This is a genomic window from Actinoplanes sp. NPDC026619 (assembly GCF_040638295.1).
Taxonomy (GTDB): Bacteria; Actinomycetota; Actinomycetes; order Mycobacteriales; family Micromonosporaceae; genus Actinoplanes.
On sequence record NZ_JBEZYA010000018.1, the window covers coordinates 11,565 to 26,062 of the forward strand.

The window sequence follows — 14,498 nt, forward strand, 5'->3', positions numbered from 1 at the left end:
CCTGCCCGCCCGTCATCCCACCGCACGACGAGACTTGGAGAACTGTCATGTCCACGGTCCCCTACGTTCCACCATCAGCCGGAACGGGAACCGCGCTGCCGCCGCCGGCGGTGGTAGATGCGAGCGAGCCGCTGGTCAGCGTCATCATTCCGGCCCTCAACGAGGCGCGAAACCTGCCGCATGTGATGGCTGCCCTGCCCGAGGTCGACGAGGTCATCCTCGTCGACGGCGGCTCGACCGACGACACGGTCGAGGTCGCCCGCCGGCTGATGCCCGGCATCCGCGTCGTCACCCAGAACCGCAAGGGCAAGGGCAACGCGCTGGCCTGCGGTTTCGCGGCGGCCACCGGAGACATCCTGGTGATGATCGACGCCGACGGCTCGACCGACCCGCGGGAGATCCCGAGCTTCATCGCCGCGCTGCGGGCCGGCGCCGACTTCGCCAAGGGCTCGCGGTTCCGCGGCCCCGGCGGCAGCGCCGACATCACCCGCCTGCGCAGCGCCGGCAACCACTGCCTGAGCCTGCTGGTCAACACCCTTTTCCGTACGCGTTACAGCGACCTCTGCTACGGCTACAACGCGTTCTGGGCCAAGCACCTCGACGTCTTCGAACTGGACTCGACGTCGCCGCGGCCGGTCGGCGACGGCCGCCTGTGGGGCGACGGCTTCGAGATCGAGACCCTGCTCAACCTGCGGGCGGCCCGGGCCCGGCTGCGCATCGTCGAGGTGCCCAGCTTCGAGCAGGCCCGCATCCACGGGGAGAGCAACCTCAACGCGGTGACCGACGGCCTGCGCGTGCTGCGGACCATCGTGCGGGAATGGCCACGGCGCAACCACACGGTGAAAACGCCGGAGAACGCAAGGTGAGGATCGGCGTCGTCACCAGCGCCTACCACCCCGATGTGGGTGGGGTGGAGACGCACGCCCGCCGGCTCTGCGCGGCCCTGGTCGCGGCCGGCGACGAGGTCGAGGTGCTCACCCAGCACGCGGTGGGCACCGACGAGACGATCGACGGGGTGCTGGTCCGGCGCTTCCCGCTGACCGTCGCCGCATCGAACTACCGCTTCTCGCGCGCGCTCTGGCACTACCTGAGCGGTCATGCCGGCCGCTACGACGTGCTGCACGCGCACAGTTATCACGCCCTGGCCGCGCTGCCGGCCGCCCTGACCAACAGCGTTCCGCTGGTCTTCACCCCGCACTACCACGGCACCGGGCACAGCCTGCTGCGCCGGGCGCTGCACCCGATCTACCGCCCGGTCGGCCGGCGGATCGTGGCCCGGTCGAGCCGGCTCATCTGCGTCACCCACGCGGAACGGGAGCTGCTGATCCAGCACTTCCCGGAGGCGGCCGACCGGATCGTGGTCATCCCTAACGGCACCGACCCGGCTTCCCTCGTCGGGCGGCTCGGTGTCGAGCCCGCCGTCGAGCCCGGCCGGAGCATCCTCTGCGTCGGCCGGCTCGAGAAGTACAAGCGGGTCGACCGGGTGATCCGGGCGATGCGGCACCTCGGCGACGACCACCGGCTCGAGGTGGTCGGCGCCGGGCCGGCCCGCGACGAGCTCGAACAGCTGGCCCGCCGGCTCGGCCTGGCCGGCGACCGGGTGCGCTTCCACGGGCGGCTGGCCGAGGAGGCGTTCGCCGGCCGGATGTCGGCGGCCGCCGCGGCCGTCTCCGCCTCGGCCCACGAGGCGTTCGGGATGGCGGTGGCCGACGCGCTCGCGGCCGGCCTGCCGACCGTGGCGTCGTTCATCCCGGCGCATCGGGAGCTGGCCGTGATGGCCGGCTCCGGCGTTCCGCTGTGGCTGGTCAACCCGGACGACGAGGTCGCGCTCGCGGAGGCGTTGCGGGTCGCGTCCGCGACCCCGCGGGCCGATCTCGGCCGGCATCCGCTGCCCACCTGGAGCGACGTGGTGCTGGAGACCCGGGAGGTCTACGCGAGCGTCGCGCCCAGGGTGCGACTGATTCAACAGAGTGGAGCGGGAGCCACCGAACGATGACCCTGACCGCGCCCGCCGCTGTATTGCCGAAGACTTCCGTGCCCGGCCCACGCCGGGACCGCAGCGCCCTCTGGTGCGCCGCGTCGCTGACGGCCGCGGGCGTGGCCGGGGCGGTGGCGCTGGTCGCGGCGGATCGGGCCGCCGAGTGGGGCCACGGCCGGCCGTTCGAGCTGTTCTGGCTGGGCATGCTGGTGTTCACGCTGCCGGCCGCCTTCTGGGCGGGGCGACGTGCGACCGGCTCCCGGCTGCGGTTGGCGGTGCTCATCGCGTACGCAAGCTTCAGTTATCTGCCCAAACTGCTGCGCAACCCGACCGGTCCGCTGTACCACGATGAATTTGCGCATTGGCGGCAAAGCCGCCAGATCCTGCTCGAGGGGCGCCTGTTCGAGGCGAACCCGATCGTCCGGGTGGTCGGCGACTTCCCGGGCCTGCACTCCACGGTGTCGGCGGTCTCCGCGCTGACCGGTTTCTCGGTCTGGCACGCCGCGCTGGCCGTGCTGATCGGCGCACACCTGCTGATGGTGCTCGGCGTCGCGGTGCTCGCTCAGGAGATCTGGAAGGACGGGCGGACCGCCGCGATCGCCGCCCTGATCTACGGGCTGAACAGCTCGTTCCTGTTCTTCGACACGCAGTTCGGCTACGAGTCGCTGGCCATCGCGCTGTGGGTCTGGACGCTGGTGGCGCTGGTCCGCGCGCTGCGTTCGCCGGCGAAGGCCGGGCTCGCCGTGCTGCTGATCGCGGCCACCGTGATGACCCACCACCTGACCGCGCTCGGCCTGATCGCCACCATGCTGATCCTGACGCTGATGGTGAGCGTCCGGCCCGGACCGGCCGCGGCCCGCTGGACCGCGTGGGCGCTCACCCTGACCGCCGTGGCCATGACCACCGGGTGGCTGCTCTGGGTCGCGCCCAAGACGGCCGGCTACCTGGAGCCCTATCTCGGCCGGTCGCTCGACCAGTTCGCCGGCATGTTCAAAGACAGCGGCGAGAGCGGGCGCACCCTGTTCAAGCAGTCGATCGCGCCCTGGTGGGAGCAGAAGACCGCGTTCGCCGCGCAGATCTGCGCGCTGGTGGCGATGATCGGCGCCGCGCTGCACGTGTGGCGCCGGACCAGGCGCGAGCCGCTCGCGCTGGGCATGCTGCTGATCGGCGCCTGCTACTTCCCGGCGGTGGGGCTCATTCTCACCCCGTCCGGCGCCGAGGGCGCCCGCCGCTCCTGGGCGTTCAGCTATCTCGGCATCGCCCTGGTGGTCGCGCCCCTCGCGGTCCGGCTGCTGGACCGCTGGGTGGCCAAGGCTGCCACCGTCCTGCTGATCGGCTTCGCGATCGTCCAGGTCGGCAACACCGCGGCCGGGATGAACCCGTCCTACCGGTTCCCCGGCCCGCCGGTGTACGGCTCGGACACCCGCGCGATGACCCCCGAGGTGGTCGCCGCCTCCGACTGGCTGCGCACCACCCAGGGCCGCGGCCTGCGCATCGTCGCCGACCGCTACTCCGGCCTGATCTTCGGCTCGTTCGGCGGGCAGGACCCGGTCACCGGCTCGGTCACGTTCCCCACCTACGACGTCTATCTCGCGAAGCCCGGCCGGCCGGTGCCGCCGAAGCTGATCGGGCAGCTCAGCGCGTGGCACTTCGGCTACCTCGTGGTCGACCGGCGGATGGCCACCCAGGTGCCGGAGATCCAGATCTACTTCGAGAACAACGAGCCGATCGCGCACGACGGGCGGCCCGGGTTCACGCTCGGCCAGCTCACCAAGTTCGACCGGACGCCGTGGACCATCAAGATCTACGACAGCGGCAACATCGCGATCTACCGCTTCGACTTCGACCTGGTCGGCCACCCGGCGATCGGGGGGACGAAGTGAGCACCTATCGCGTCCTCGCCGCCGACCTCGCCGCGCTGGGCCTGCTCGCGCTCGCCGCCGGCCATCCGGCGCTGCGCTGGGGGTTGCCGCCGGTTCTGCTGCTCGTGCTGCTCGCGACCGGCGAGCTGTGGCTGCGGGTGCTGGTCGCCGAATCGGTGGCGCCGGCCGCCCGGATCGGCCTCGGCGCGGCGTGCGGGCTGGTCAGCCTGCCGCTGGTGGCGGTCGTGCTGCACCTGCTGTCGGCGCCGGTGCGAGCGGTGCCGATCACCGCCGGGCTCGCCGTCCTGTCCGTCCTGCTGGGCGCGGGGACGCTGCTGCGCGAACGCGCCGGCCGGGTGCCGGCCGACCCGCGCCTGGCGCGGACCCTCGTGGCGGTGGCCATCCCGGTGGTGGTTGCGCTGGTCGTCGGCGGTGCGGCGGCCATCGCGTACGTCCGGCTGCCGCACCCGCCGCAGCAGGGATTCACCAGCCTGGCCCTCGGCGGGTGGGCGGCGAGCATCGATCGGCCGGTGACGTTCCCGCGCGCCGGCCTGGACGTGCCGATCCGGCTGAGCAGCACCGGCGAGCCCCGCACGGTGGCCCAGCTGCGGGTGCGTGTCGGCGACCGGCCGGCCGCGGCCCCGCGCCCGGTGACCCTCGAGGCCGACACCACCCGCTCGTTCGCGGTGCACGTGCCGGCGCCGCTGACCGGCTGCCTGCACCGCATCGAGATCAGCGTGGGCGGCGCGAGCACCGTCTTCTACGGACGGGGGCCGGCCGCGTGCTGAAGAACTCTCTTGCCCGCAACAGTGCGCTGATCATGCTGAGCACGGTCGGCACCAGCGGGCTCGGCTATCTCTACTGGATGATCGCGGCCCGCGAGCTGCCCCGGCCGGCGATCGGCACCGCCACCGCGCTGATCTCCGCGGCCACCGTGGTCAGCATGGTGGCCAACCTCGGGCTCGGGCACATGTTCATCCAGCGGCTGCCGTCGACGCCGACCCCGGCCTGGTCCCGGATCGTCAGCGCCGGCTTGTTGATCGGCTGTGCCGCGACCGCGTTCGCGTCGATCGCGGCGGTGCTGGTGCTGCCGCGGCTGGCCGGAAATTTCGGTTTCCTGAATGGTCTGTCGGGCGCGATTGCGCTGGTGGTGACGGCCGTCGCGCTGACCGCCTCGATGCTGCTCGACTACGTCTTCGTCGCGCACCGGGCCAGCCAGGGGATGCTCTGGCGCAACCTGGCCCTGGCCGCTGGCAAGGTGGCGGCGCTCGCCGGGCTGACCGCCGCCGGGCTCGCCTCGGCGTCGGCGGTGGTGCTCGCCTGGACGGTGCCGTCGCTGCTGGTCTCCACATACACCCTGCGGTGGAGCCTGCGCCGGCTGCAGCCCGGCTATCGGCTCGGCGGCTCGGGTCTCGGCGCCGAGCTGCGGCACGTGCGCGGCTCGATGACCGGCCATCACCTGGTCAACCTCGCCCAGGCCGGGCCGAGCGCGGTGCTGCCGGTGCTGGTCACCGCCCGGCTCGGCGCCGCCGAGAACGCCCACTTCTACGTGGCCTGGATGACCGCGTCGGTGCTGTTCATGGTGTCGCCGGCGGTGGCGTCCGCGTTCTACGCCGAGCGCACCAACGCGGCCGGCCGGTCGGCGTCGCTGCCCCGGGCCGCCTTCGTCGTCCTGGTCGTGATCGGCGGCCCCGCCCTCGTGCTCTTCCTGGCCGGCGGCTGGATCCTCGGTCTGTTCAGCCCGGCCTACGCGGCCGCCGGCGGGCTCCTGCTGAAGATCCTGGTCCTGGCGGCCATCCCGGACGCCATCACCAATCTCGCGGTGGCGCACTGGCGGTCGCTCGGCGAGCTGCGCCGCTGCGTGCGCCTCAACCTGGCGATGGCGGTCAGCTGCCTGACCCTGACCTGGCTGTGGCTGCCTTCGTTCGGCATCGAGGCGGCCGGCCTGGCCTGGCTGGCCGGCCAGACCCTGGGCGCCCTGCTGGTCGCGGCCGTGGCCGCCGGCAACCGGGTCCGGACCTTCCTCCTCGGCCCGGACCGGGCGACCGGGTCGCTGCGCGGGCGGATCGCGCCCCGGCCGCGGCGGCCGCTCTTCCATCCGGCCGTGCGCGGGCGTCCGGCCCTGCGCATCCGGTCCGGCACCCGACGCCCCTCTCCGCACGCCCGGCCCCGTTCGCGATCTTGGAGAGTCCCGTGAGGATCCTGCATCTGGCCAACCTCTACGCGCCCGTCATCGGCGGGCTCGAACGCAGCATCGCCACCAGCAGCGAGGAACTGGTGCGGCGCGGCCACGACGTGACCGTGCTGACCCTGGCCACGCCCGGCTTGCCGCTGGAAGAGAAACACCACGGCGTGCGGGTCGTCCGGGTGCGCAGCGTCGCCACCAGCCTGCTCCCGGGCATCAACCAGGACCCGGCCAAACCGTTCCACCCGACTGCGCCCGACCCGCTCGCCCTCGCCGGCATCCGGCGTGAGCTGCGCGGCGGCCGATACGACGTGGTGCACAGCCACGACTGGCTGATGTACAGCTACCTGCCACTCCGGTTCGGCCCGGACGGGCTGCCGCACGTGCACACCGCACACGACTTCGGGCTGGCCTGCGTGAAGAAGACGTTCGCCCGGGACGGCGGCGGCTGCTCGACCGGGCCGCGGCTGTCCCGCTGCCTGCCCTGCGCCTCCGGGCAGTACGGCCGGCCCAAGGCGGTGGCGCTCACCGCGGCGCTGCGCTCGCACCGGCACCGGGGCATCGACGCGCTCACCGCGATCTCGCCGTCCGTGGCCCAGGCCCTCACCCAGGCCCGACTGCCCGCCGGGCTGCCGGTGCGGGTGGTGTCCAGCCTGGTGCCGGACGGGCTCGACGAGATCGCCGGAAACACGCCGCGGCCGGACTGGCTGCCCGACCGGCCGTACCTCCTCTTCGTCGGCGCCCTCGGGCCGCACAAGGGCGTGGACGTGCTGTTCACCGCGTACCGGAATCTGGTCGGGCGATGGGCCGGCAGCGCGCCGCCGCCGGCGCTGGTCTGCATCGGGACCTCGCGCCCGGACACCCCGCCGATCCCGCCCGGGGTTCTGGTGCGGCACGACGTGCCACACGCGCAGGTGATGGCGGCCTGGCACGGCGCCGCGGCCGGCGTGGTGCCGTCGCTCAACGAGGCGATGGGGCAGGTCGCGGTGGAGGCGCTGCTCGCCCGTACGCCGGTGATCGCCTCCCGGGTCGGCGGCCTCGCCGACATGATCCGCGACGGCGAGAGCGGCCTGCACGTGCCGCCCGGTGACGCGGACGCCCTGCTCGTGGCCCTGGAACGGGTTCTCACCGATGACGCCCTCGCCGACCGGCTGCGCGAGGCCGGCTATCGGCGCGGGCTCGACTTCACCGCCGCCCGAGTCGTCCCGCAGATCGAGGAGGTCTACCGTGCCTGCGTCGCCTGAGTCCCGCCACGCCACCGTCCCCACCGTCCGCCCGCCGGTGCCCGCGGAGCCCTCGCCCACCCCGGCAGCGGAGGCCGCGCACGCCTGGGCATCCGTCGCCACCGCTGGTCCGATTTGTGCGGAAATGCGGGCCGCGACGGCGCCCCCGCGCATTCTTGTCGTCGGGTCCGGCTGGCGGTTTCTCTCCGGGATCAGCTACTACACCTGCCGGCTGGCGAACGCGCTGAACACCCGTTACGACGTCGGCGCCGTCCTGATGCGACAACTGCTGCCCGCGCGCCTCTATCCGGGGCGCGATCGGGTCGGCCGTCAGCTCAGCGACCTGCGTTACGACGACGGGATCCCGGTTTTCGACGGGGTCGACTGGTGGGGCGTGCCGAGCCTCGCCCGAGCCGTCCAATTTATCCGTAAATTTCACCCAGACGTTCTCGTTCTGCAGTGGTGGACCGGCACCGTCCTGCACTCCTACCTGGCACTCTGCATCGCCGCCCGGCTCGCCGGCGTCCGGGTGATCGTCGAGTTCCACGAGGTGCAGGACACCGGCGAGGCGCAGCACCGCTGGGCCGCTGCTTACGTCCGCAAATTCATTCAGCCGCTGCTGCGGCGCACCGACGGCGTGGTGGTCCACTCGCGCTTCGATCAGAAGACACTGCGGCAGACGTACGCGTTGAGCAACGTCCCGCTCGTGGTCGCCCGGCATGGGCCGTTCGACCATCACGACGCCGCTGTCCCCGAGCCGCGCAACCCGAGCGGCCCGCGACGGATTCTGTTCTTCGGGACGATCCGGCCGTACAAAGGCCTCGAGGATTTGATCGAAGCTTTTGCCTCTCTGCCCCGCGACTATCAGCTGACCGTGGTGGGGGAGACCTGGGAGGGCTGGGACCGGCCGGCCGGTCTGATCGCCACCTCGCCGGCGGCCGGCCGCATCGAGTTCGTCAACCGCTACGTCGCCGACTCCGAGGTGGACGCCTACTTCGCGGCGGCCGACCTGGTCGTGCTGCCGTACCGGCGCAGCTCGGCGAGCGGCCCGCTGCACATCGCGATGAGCCACGGCCTGCCGGTGGTGGTGACCGCGGTCGGCGGCCTGGTGGAGGCGGCCGAGGAATACCCGGGCGCGGTGTTCGCGCCGGCCGGCGACCCGGCCGCGCTGTCCGCGGCGATCCGCGACGCCGACCGGCTGGTCGGCCGCCGGCACGCCGACCCGTCGTCGTGGGAGAAGACCGTCGCCGCGTACGACGAGTTGCTGTCCCGAATCGGCGTGACGCCGCCGCCTCTGGCCGAGGCGGCGGCGTCTTTCGTCAAGGAGGATCAGGAAGCGGAGACGACCACGTCGTCGAACCAGACGGTGCCCTTGTTCTCGCCCGACTTGAGGTGAATCTGCATGCTGGCGGAGCCGGCCGGGGCGACCCCGTCCACGGTCAGCTTCGTCCAGTTGGTGGTGCCCACCGGCAGCGCCGCCGAGGCAACGCCGCCCAGCCACTTGTCGTTGATGTCGAACCAGCTCAGCGCGATCTGGGTGGTGCCGGTGGCGGCGTTGCCGCGGACCCAGGCCTCGACGTGCCACTTCTGGTTCGACGAGACCGGCGCGATCGGGGAAACCCGGAAGGACGGTGTGCCGGACGCGTTCTTGCCGGTGTTGGTGAGGCTGACCGACCACTTGCCGGTGCGCGCCTGCGCCTGCGTCTTGACCGCCTGGCCGAGCTCCGGCAGGTAGGCCCGCCACGGGGTGAGGCCGGTCGCGTTCTCGAAGCTGGTGTCCATCAGCGTGGCCGGCATGGCGGTGCCGGTCCAGGCCGACTTCACGACGGCGGCGGCCGCCTTGGCGGCGCCGTTGGTGCGGTAGAGACCGTAGTTGTACTGGGCCGGAATCTTCGACACCGCCGACTCGGGGATGGCGCCGGTGGTGAAGTCGTTGAGGGTCCACGGCGCCACCGACTGCACGCCGGCCACGCCCGCCGCCTGGAACACCCGGGCCAGGAACGCGGCCTGCTCGCCCTCGGTGTTCTGCAGGGTGTTCAGGCCGACCTCGCCGATCACCATGGGCGTCGGGGCCACGGTCGCCTGCGCCTGCTTGATCGTCGCGAGCGCCCGCTCCGAGTTGCCGTAGTAGTGGAAGTCGTAGTAGTCGATCGGGTTCGCGGTCATCGCTGCCTTGATCTTGGCCATCCCGGCGGCGCCGTCGTCGCCGTTCACCGAGAAGGTCAGCGGCATCGTCGGGTACGCGGCCCGGACCAGCGGGACGATCTTCTTGCCCCACACGATCGCGCCCGCGTCGTCCGGGTCGAACTCGTTCTGCAGCTCGACCGAGATCACCCGGGGGTCGTCGCGGTACGGCTTGAGCAGGTTGTTCGCCCAGTTGAAGCTGTTGGCGACCTCGCTGTACTGGCCCCACCAGTCGAAGAGCGTGAACTTGACCGTCATGCCGTACTTGTCGGCGGTGTTCACGAAGGTGGCGAGCTTGCTGGTGTACGCGGAGTTCAGCGTCGGGTAGCCGAACGTCGACGGGAAGATGATCGCCCGGGCGCTGGTCGCGCCGAGCGCGTCGGCCTTCTTCAGGTCGGCGTCGATCGTCGCGGCGTCGAAGTTGGTCCACATCTTCGACCAGCCGGCGTTGGCCGGGTAGTAGTTGATGGTCTTGGCGGTCTTCACGGCGGCGAGCCGGGACGCCAGGGTCGGCACCGCGGTGGTCGTCTTGGTGCTGACGGTGGTGGCCGCCGGCTTGGCGCTGGCGGGGCCGTGCGGGACGGTGAGTGCGAGCATGACCGTCGAGGCGATGACGGCGGCGCGGCGGCGGGAGAGGTTCACTTGCGGTCCCTTCCGTGGGACATGTGAGATCAGTGCGGCTGTGGCCCCTCTCATCGGCAGAGTTGTTTTCGGGGGATCCAGGTTTACTGATTGCATCGACGGTGCGGCTCGGTGGCGGCCCGGTTGCCTGCACCCGAATCCATCCGACTTTTTGCCTTTGTAGAGCCTGTGAGCTGCGGAAATGTGCCGAAGGCCGGTCATTTTCCGGGCTGCGGCACGGGTGCGGCACGGTGGTAGCCGCCCCGATGCATGCAGGATGCATCGGGGGCTGAAGCGGGTGTTTAGTGGCGTAAACCCCCGCGACAGTTGCGGTCGGGTTGTTACCGCTGCGGGTAGTGCCTCGGGGTGTAGACGCGAGGGGTCCCGTCGGCCGCGGTGACCGCCTTGGTCTGGCTCGAGCCGATCAGCACCAGGCAGCGCATGTCGACGGTGGCCGGGTCGAACTCGCCGAGGGTGGTGACCCGCACCGACTCGGCCGGACCACCCACATCGCGGCCGATCACCACCACGGTCGCCGGCGGGCGGTGCTCCAGCAGCGCCGCCCGCGCCCGCACCAACTGCTCGGTGCGCGACTTCGAAGCCGGGTTGTAGATCGCGATCACCAGATCTGCGTTCGCCGCGGCGACCAGGCGCGACTCGATCACCGACCACGGCTTGAGCCGGTCACTCAGCGACAGCACACAGAAGTCGTGCCCGAGCGGCGCCCCGACCCGGGCGGCGACCGCCTGCGCCGCGGTCAGCCCCGGCACGATCCGCACCGCGACGTCCTTCCACTGCGGGTCGTCGGCCACCTCGAGCACGGCGGCGGCCATCGCGAACACGCCCGGGTCACCGGCCGAGATCACTGCGACCCGGCGGCCGCGGCGGGCCAGGTAGAGCGCGAACGCGGCCCGCTCGGCCTCGACCCGGTTGTCGGAGGGATGTTTGCGCTGGCCGGGCCGGTCGGTGACCCGATCCAGGTAGGGCCCGTAGCCGATCAGGTCATCGGCGGCCGCGATCTCGGCGCGCGCCTCCGGGGTGAGCCACCGCGGGTCGCCCGGCCCCAGCCCGACGACCGCGACGCTGCCTTCCCGGTCGGTCCGGTCCACCCCGAAGCCGGCCGCCGCCGGGCTCGGCAGCAGAGCCAGCGAGAAGTACGGCACGGTCGCCGGGTCGACCTCGGCCAGCGGTGCGGTGCGCTCGCCGGTCGTGGTCGCCCGCTCGACGTACCACGCGTCGCCGAGCCGGCCGGACTTCTCCAGGGCGGCCCGTACGTTCGGGAACGTGCGCCCCAGCTTCATGATCGCGGCGGACTCGGTGCCGGCCAGGTGGGCGGCCAGCTCGCCGGCGGGCAGCGTGCCCGGCAGGATCGTGAGCACCTCGTCGCGCTCCATCAGCGGCCGGCCGAGCGCGGCCGAGGCGGCGCTGACCGAGGTCACCCCGGGCACGACCACGGTCTCGTAGCGGCCGGCGAGGCGCTTGTGCATGTGCATGTAGGACCCGTAGAAGAACGGGTCGCCCTCGGCCAGCACCACCACGTCGCGACCGGCGTCGAGGTGCGCGGCGAGCCGGGCTGCCGACTCGGTGTAGAAGTCGTCGATCGCACCCTGGTAGCCGCCCGGGTGGTCGGTGGTCTCGGTGGTGACCGGGTAGATCAGCGCTTCCTCGATCTGATCCTCGCGCAGGTGGGCGGCGGCGATGGCGCGCGCGTTGCTGCGTCCGTGCCGGGCCGCGTGATAGGCCACCACGTCGGCCGCCTCGATCAGCCGTACCGCCTTCACCGTGATCAGTTCCGGGTCGCCGGGGCCGACCCCCACGCCGTAGAGCTTTCCGGCCATGGACGTCACTCCGCCTCCGACGCGAGAGCGTTGACGGCAGCCGCGGTGATGGCGCTGCCGCCCCGCCGTCCACGCACGATCAGGAACTCCAGGTCGGAGGCGGCGAGCGCCTCCTTGGACTCGGCCGCCCCGATGAACCCGACCGGGATGCCGAGCACCGCCGCGGGCCGCGGCGCACCTGCCGCCACCATCTCGAGCAGCCGGAACAGCGCGGTCGGCGCGTTCCCGATGGCCACCACGCTGCCGCCGAGCCGCTCGGTCCAGAGGTCGAGCGCGGCCGCGCTGCGCGTGGTTCCGAGCTTCGCGGCCAGCTCCGGCACACCAGGCTCGCGCAGCGTGCAGACGACGTCGTTGCCGGCCGGCAGCCGCTTGCGCGTGATCCCCGAGGCCACCATCTGCGCGTCGCAGAGAATCGGCGCCCCGTCGAGCAGCGCCTTACGCGCGGCGTGCCCCACTCCGGAACTGAACCCGACGTCCCCCGCGAGGTCGACCATCCCACACGCATGGATCATCCGAACCACGACGCGATCCAGCTCCGCCGGAAACCGCGCCAGATCAGCCTCGGCCCGAATGGTCGCGAACGACCGCCGATAAATCTCGGCCCCGTCCCGCTCGTAGTCGAATTCCATACTCAGCTCCTGCGTGCCGCAGCGACAACGGCGGCCAGACCGGCGTCGCCGCCCGCGGCGGGGTGGGGGTGGGTGGCAGCGACGTCTTCCGCCGGACCGGCTTGGTCGCCGCCTGCGCCGGGGTGGGGTGCGGCGTTCTTTTTCGTCGGGTCGGCTTGGCCGCCTGGGGCGGGGTGGGGTGCGGCGGTGTTTTTCGTCGGGTCGGCTTGGCCGCCTGGGGCGGGGTGGGGTGCGGCGGTGTTTTTCGTCGGGTCGGCTTCGCCGCCCGCGACCGGGTGGGGGTGGGCAGTGAGGGGCGCCGCGGTGGCGGCTGCTGGTGACGCCGATGCCTTGGTCAGCGTGCCGTCCGGCGTGCGGATGACGTAGCCGTCCGGGGTGGCCTCGACGCGGACGTGCGGGCCGGCGGGGGAGCCGCAACCGCGGTCGCAGCCGAGCCAATGCACGGGCAGGCCGTCGACGAAGCGGGTGGCGGTGAGGGCGTCGGCGCGGATGTCGGCCCGGGACTTGGCGCAGCCGGGGAGGCCGGCGCAGGCGGTCACGCCGGTCCAGCGGGAGTCGGGCTCGGCCGGCAGGCCGGCCTCGGTGAGGCGACGCTGCCAACCCACGGCCGCCTCCGGCGACAGATCGGCCACGACGACCCCACGCCAGGCGGTAACGACCAGCTGATCGGCTTCGGCCAAGACCTGCATCTGTACGCCGGTGAGCCGCCCCAGCGGAACAATCGCCCCCACCGCGACCCGCCCGTCGGGCTGTCGCAGCACACCGACCGGCGACGTGGGAAAACCGGGCGCGAGCGCCGCCACTTCCCGAAGCGAAACGCCAAGCGCGGTGGCCGTCTGCTCGGCGATCATCCGCGCGCCCCCGGGAAGCTCGGCTAGCCGCCAAGCAAGCGCCCCCGCCCCGGCCGCGCTCCGCGGCTCAGCCCCGCCTTCAGCCGATCTTGGCGAGTTGGTGTTCGGGCCGGACGCTATTTCTCCAAGATCGGCGAAGCGGGCTTGAGTGCTGTCCGGCTTGGCTGCGCCTTCAGCGGATCTTGGTGAGTTGGTGTTCGGAGCGGACGCTATTTCTCCAAGGTCGGCGAAGCGGGCTTGAGCGCTGTCCGGCCCGGCTGTGCCGTTGGCGGATCTTGGTGAGTTGGTGTTCGGGGCGGACGGTAACTCTCCAAGATCGGCGGCGGGGCGATGGGTGGCGGTGAGGCGGGCTCGCGTTGACAGGAATGCGTGAGCGGCGGCGAGCAGGGCCGTTACCACGCGGTTGGCTGGGACGCGCAGGCCCTCGTCGTGGCCGGCGAAGAGGATCGCGAACGCGTCGCCGTCGGGGACCGCGGACACGTCGGGAGCCAGCGGGACGGTGCCGATGGCGAACAAGAAGCGCCCCGGCAGGGCGGCCAGTGCCGGATCGGCGCACAGCGCGAAGTCGAGGTCGTGGATCAGGGCGCGGGTCCGGGCGTCGGCCAGGGGCGGGGCGGCGATGTTGCGTACCGTCTCGTGGGTTGGTGACGGCAGCAGGCCGGCGGCGGACAGCCGGGCCGCCAGTTCCGTGGGGGTTGTCCGGTTCAGGGCGCGGAGCTGGACGTTGGCCCGGGAGGTCAGCTCCATGCCGCCGTCGCCCGCCTCGGTGGCCAGCGATGCCAGGACCGCCAGCTGGGCGCCGGTCAGGCGGCCGCCGGGGAGACGGATGCGCGCCAGCGGACCGTCGGCTGCCTGGTGCAGCCGGAGGGCGCCGGGGCAGGCGTCGGTCTCGGACCGGCGGATCGGGTGGGGCACGATCCGGATCCTACGGAGCGACACCGACATGAACGCATCCTCGGGTCGGCATAGTCACACCGGCGACCCCGGCTTGACGGCGGTCGGCGCGGCCCGGGAGGCTGGGAGTTCACGAGCGGCGACGCCGCGGAGGAAGCCGGTGGAAGTCCGGCGCGGTCCCGCCACTGTCACCGGCCTGATCAGGGCCGGGAGCCAGGAACTCCGGTCGCCGT

At 72.3% G+C, this 14,498-nt stretch carries 11 protein-coding genes and 1 riboswitch; of the genes, 7 read left to right on the forward strand and 4 right to left on the reverse strand.

Going from position 1 to position 14,498, the window contains the following annotated elements:
* Window positions 1-47 precede the first annotated feature (47 nt).
* The 7 genes from AB0E90_RS32930 to AB0E90_RS32960 are packed head-to-tail and all read left to right on the forward strand — an operon-like array spanning window position 48 to window position 8,644.
* A complete protein-coding gene (locus AB0E90_RS32930; RefSeq protein ID WP_360414740.1) occupies window positions 48-866 on the forward strand; it encodes a glycosyltransferase family 2 protein in 819 nt (272 codons plus the stop codon).
* Entirely contained in the window at window positions 863-1,996 is a 1,134-nt protein-coding gene (locus tag AB0E90_RS32935) for a glycosyltransferase family 4 protein (RefSeq protein WP_360414742.1), read from the forward strand. Before AB0E90_RS32930 ends, AB0E90_RS32935 begins: the two co-directional genes overlap by 4 nt.
* 38 nt (window positions 1,997-2,034) lie before the next feature.
* Entirely contained in the window at window positions 2,035-3,861 is a 1,827-nt protein-coding gene (locus AB0E90_RS32940) for a hypothetical protein (protein WP_360414744.1), read from the forward strand.
* Complete coding sequence (locus tag AB0E90_RS32945) at window positions 3,858-4,628, forward strand: hypothetical protein (RefSeq protein WP_360414746.1); 771 nt, start codon at window positions 3,858-3,860, stop codon at window positions 4,626-4,628. The genes AB0E90_RS32940 and AB0E90_RS32945 overlap by 4 nt, the downstream gene beginning before the upstream one ends.
* Window positions 4,622-6,037 (forward strand): sugar transporter, encoded by a 1,416-nt coding sequence (locus AB0E90_RS32950; protein ID WP_360414748.1) that lies wholly within the window; start codon window positions 4,622-4,624, stop codon window positions 6,035-6,037. Before AB0E90_RS32945 ends, AB0E90_RS32950 begins: the two co-directional genes overlap by 7 nt.
* The gene (locus tag AB0E90_RS32955; RefSeq protein ID WP_360414750.1) at window positions 6,034-7,269 is read left to right on the forward strand and encodes a glycosyltransferase family 4 protein; all 1,236 of its coding nucleotides are present in this window, start codon (window positions 6,034-6,036) and stop codon (window positions 7,267-7,269) included. Before AB0E90_RS32950 ends, AB0E90_RS32955 begins: the two co-directional genes overlap by 4 nt.
* Window positions 7,253-8,644 carry a glycosyltransferase gene (locus AB0E90_RS32960; protein WP_360414752.1) on the forward strand — a complete coding sequence of 464 codons (1,392 nt, stop codon included), beginning with the start codon at window positions 7,253-7,255 and terminating at the stop codon, window positions 8,642-8,644. The genes AB0E90_RS32955 and AB0E90_RS32960 overlap by 17 nt, the downstream gene beginning before the upstream one ends.
* Here AB0E90_RS32960 and AB0E90_RS32965 read toward each other — a convergent pair.
* The 4 genes from AB0E90_RS32965 to AB0E90_RS32980 form a co-directional block, all read right to left on the reverse strand.
* Window positions 8,578-10,074, reverse strand: a complete 1,497-nt coding sequence (locus AB0E90_RS32965; protein WP_360414754.1) for a glycosyl hydrolase — start codon at window positions 10,072-10,074, stop codon at window positions 8,578-8,580. The genes AB0E90_RS32960 and AB0E90_RS32965 overlap by 67 nt on opposite strands.
* A 320-nt stretch (window positions 10,075-10,394) precedes the next feature.
* Window positions 10,395-11,891 carry a precorrin-2 C(20)-methyltransferase gene (locus tag AB0E90_RS32970; RefSeq protein ID WP_360414756.1) on the reverse strand — a complete coding sequence of 499 codons (1,497 nt, stop codon included), beginning with the start codon at window positions 11,889-11,891 and terminating at the stop codon, window positions 10,395-10,397.
* A gap of 5 nt (window positions 11,892-11,896) precedes the next feature.
* Window positions 11,897-12,520, reverse strand: coding sequence for a precorrin-8X methylmutase (locus tag AB0E90_RS32975; protein WP_360414758.1), 624 nt, complete (start codon window positions 12,518-12,520; stop codon window positions 11,897-11,899).
* A 2-nt stretch (window positions 12,521-12,522) separates the two neighbouring features.
* Window positions 12,523-14,286, reverse strand: a complete 1,764-nt coding sequence (locus AB0E90_RS32980; protein WP_360414760.1) for a hypothetical protein — start codon at window positions 14,284-14,286, stop codon at window positions 12,523-12,525.
* A 129-nt stretch (window positions 14,287-14,415) separates the two neighbouring features.
* Window positions 14,416-14,488, forward strand: a riboswitch (cobalamin riboswitch).
* Window positions 14,489-14,498: the final 10 nt, after the last annotated feature.

What these genes read in the sequence shown, in the direction of transcription:
- AB0E90_RS32975 (WP_360414758.1), bottom strand. Translation starts at nt 12,520, where the DNA reads ATGGAATTCGACTACGAGCGGGACGGGGCCGAGATTTATCGGCGGTCG.
- AB0E90_RS32930 (WP_360414740.1), top strand. Translation starts at nt 48, where the DNA reads ATGTCCACGGTCCCCTACGTTCCACCATCAGCCGGAACGGGAACCGCG.
- AB0E90_RS32970 (WP_360414756.1), bottom strand. Translation starts at nt 11,891, where the DNA reads ATGGCCGGAAAGCTCTACGGCGTGGGGGTCGGCCCCGGCGACCCGGAA.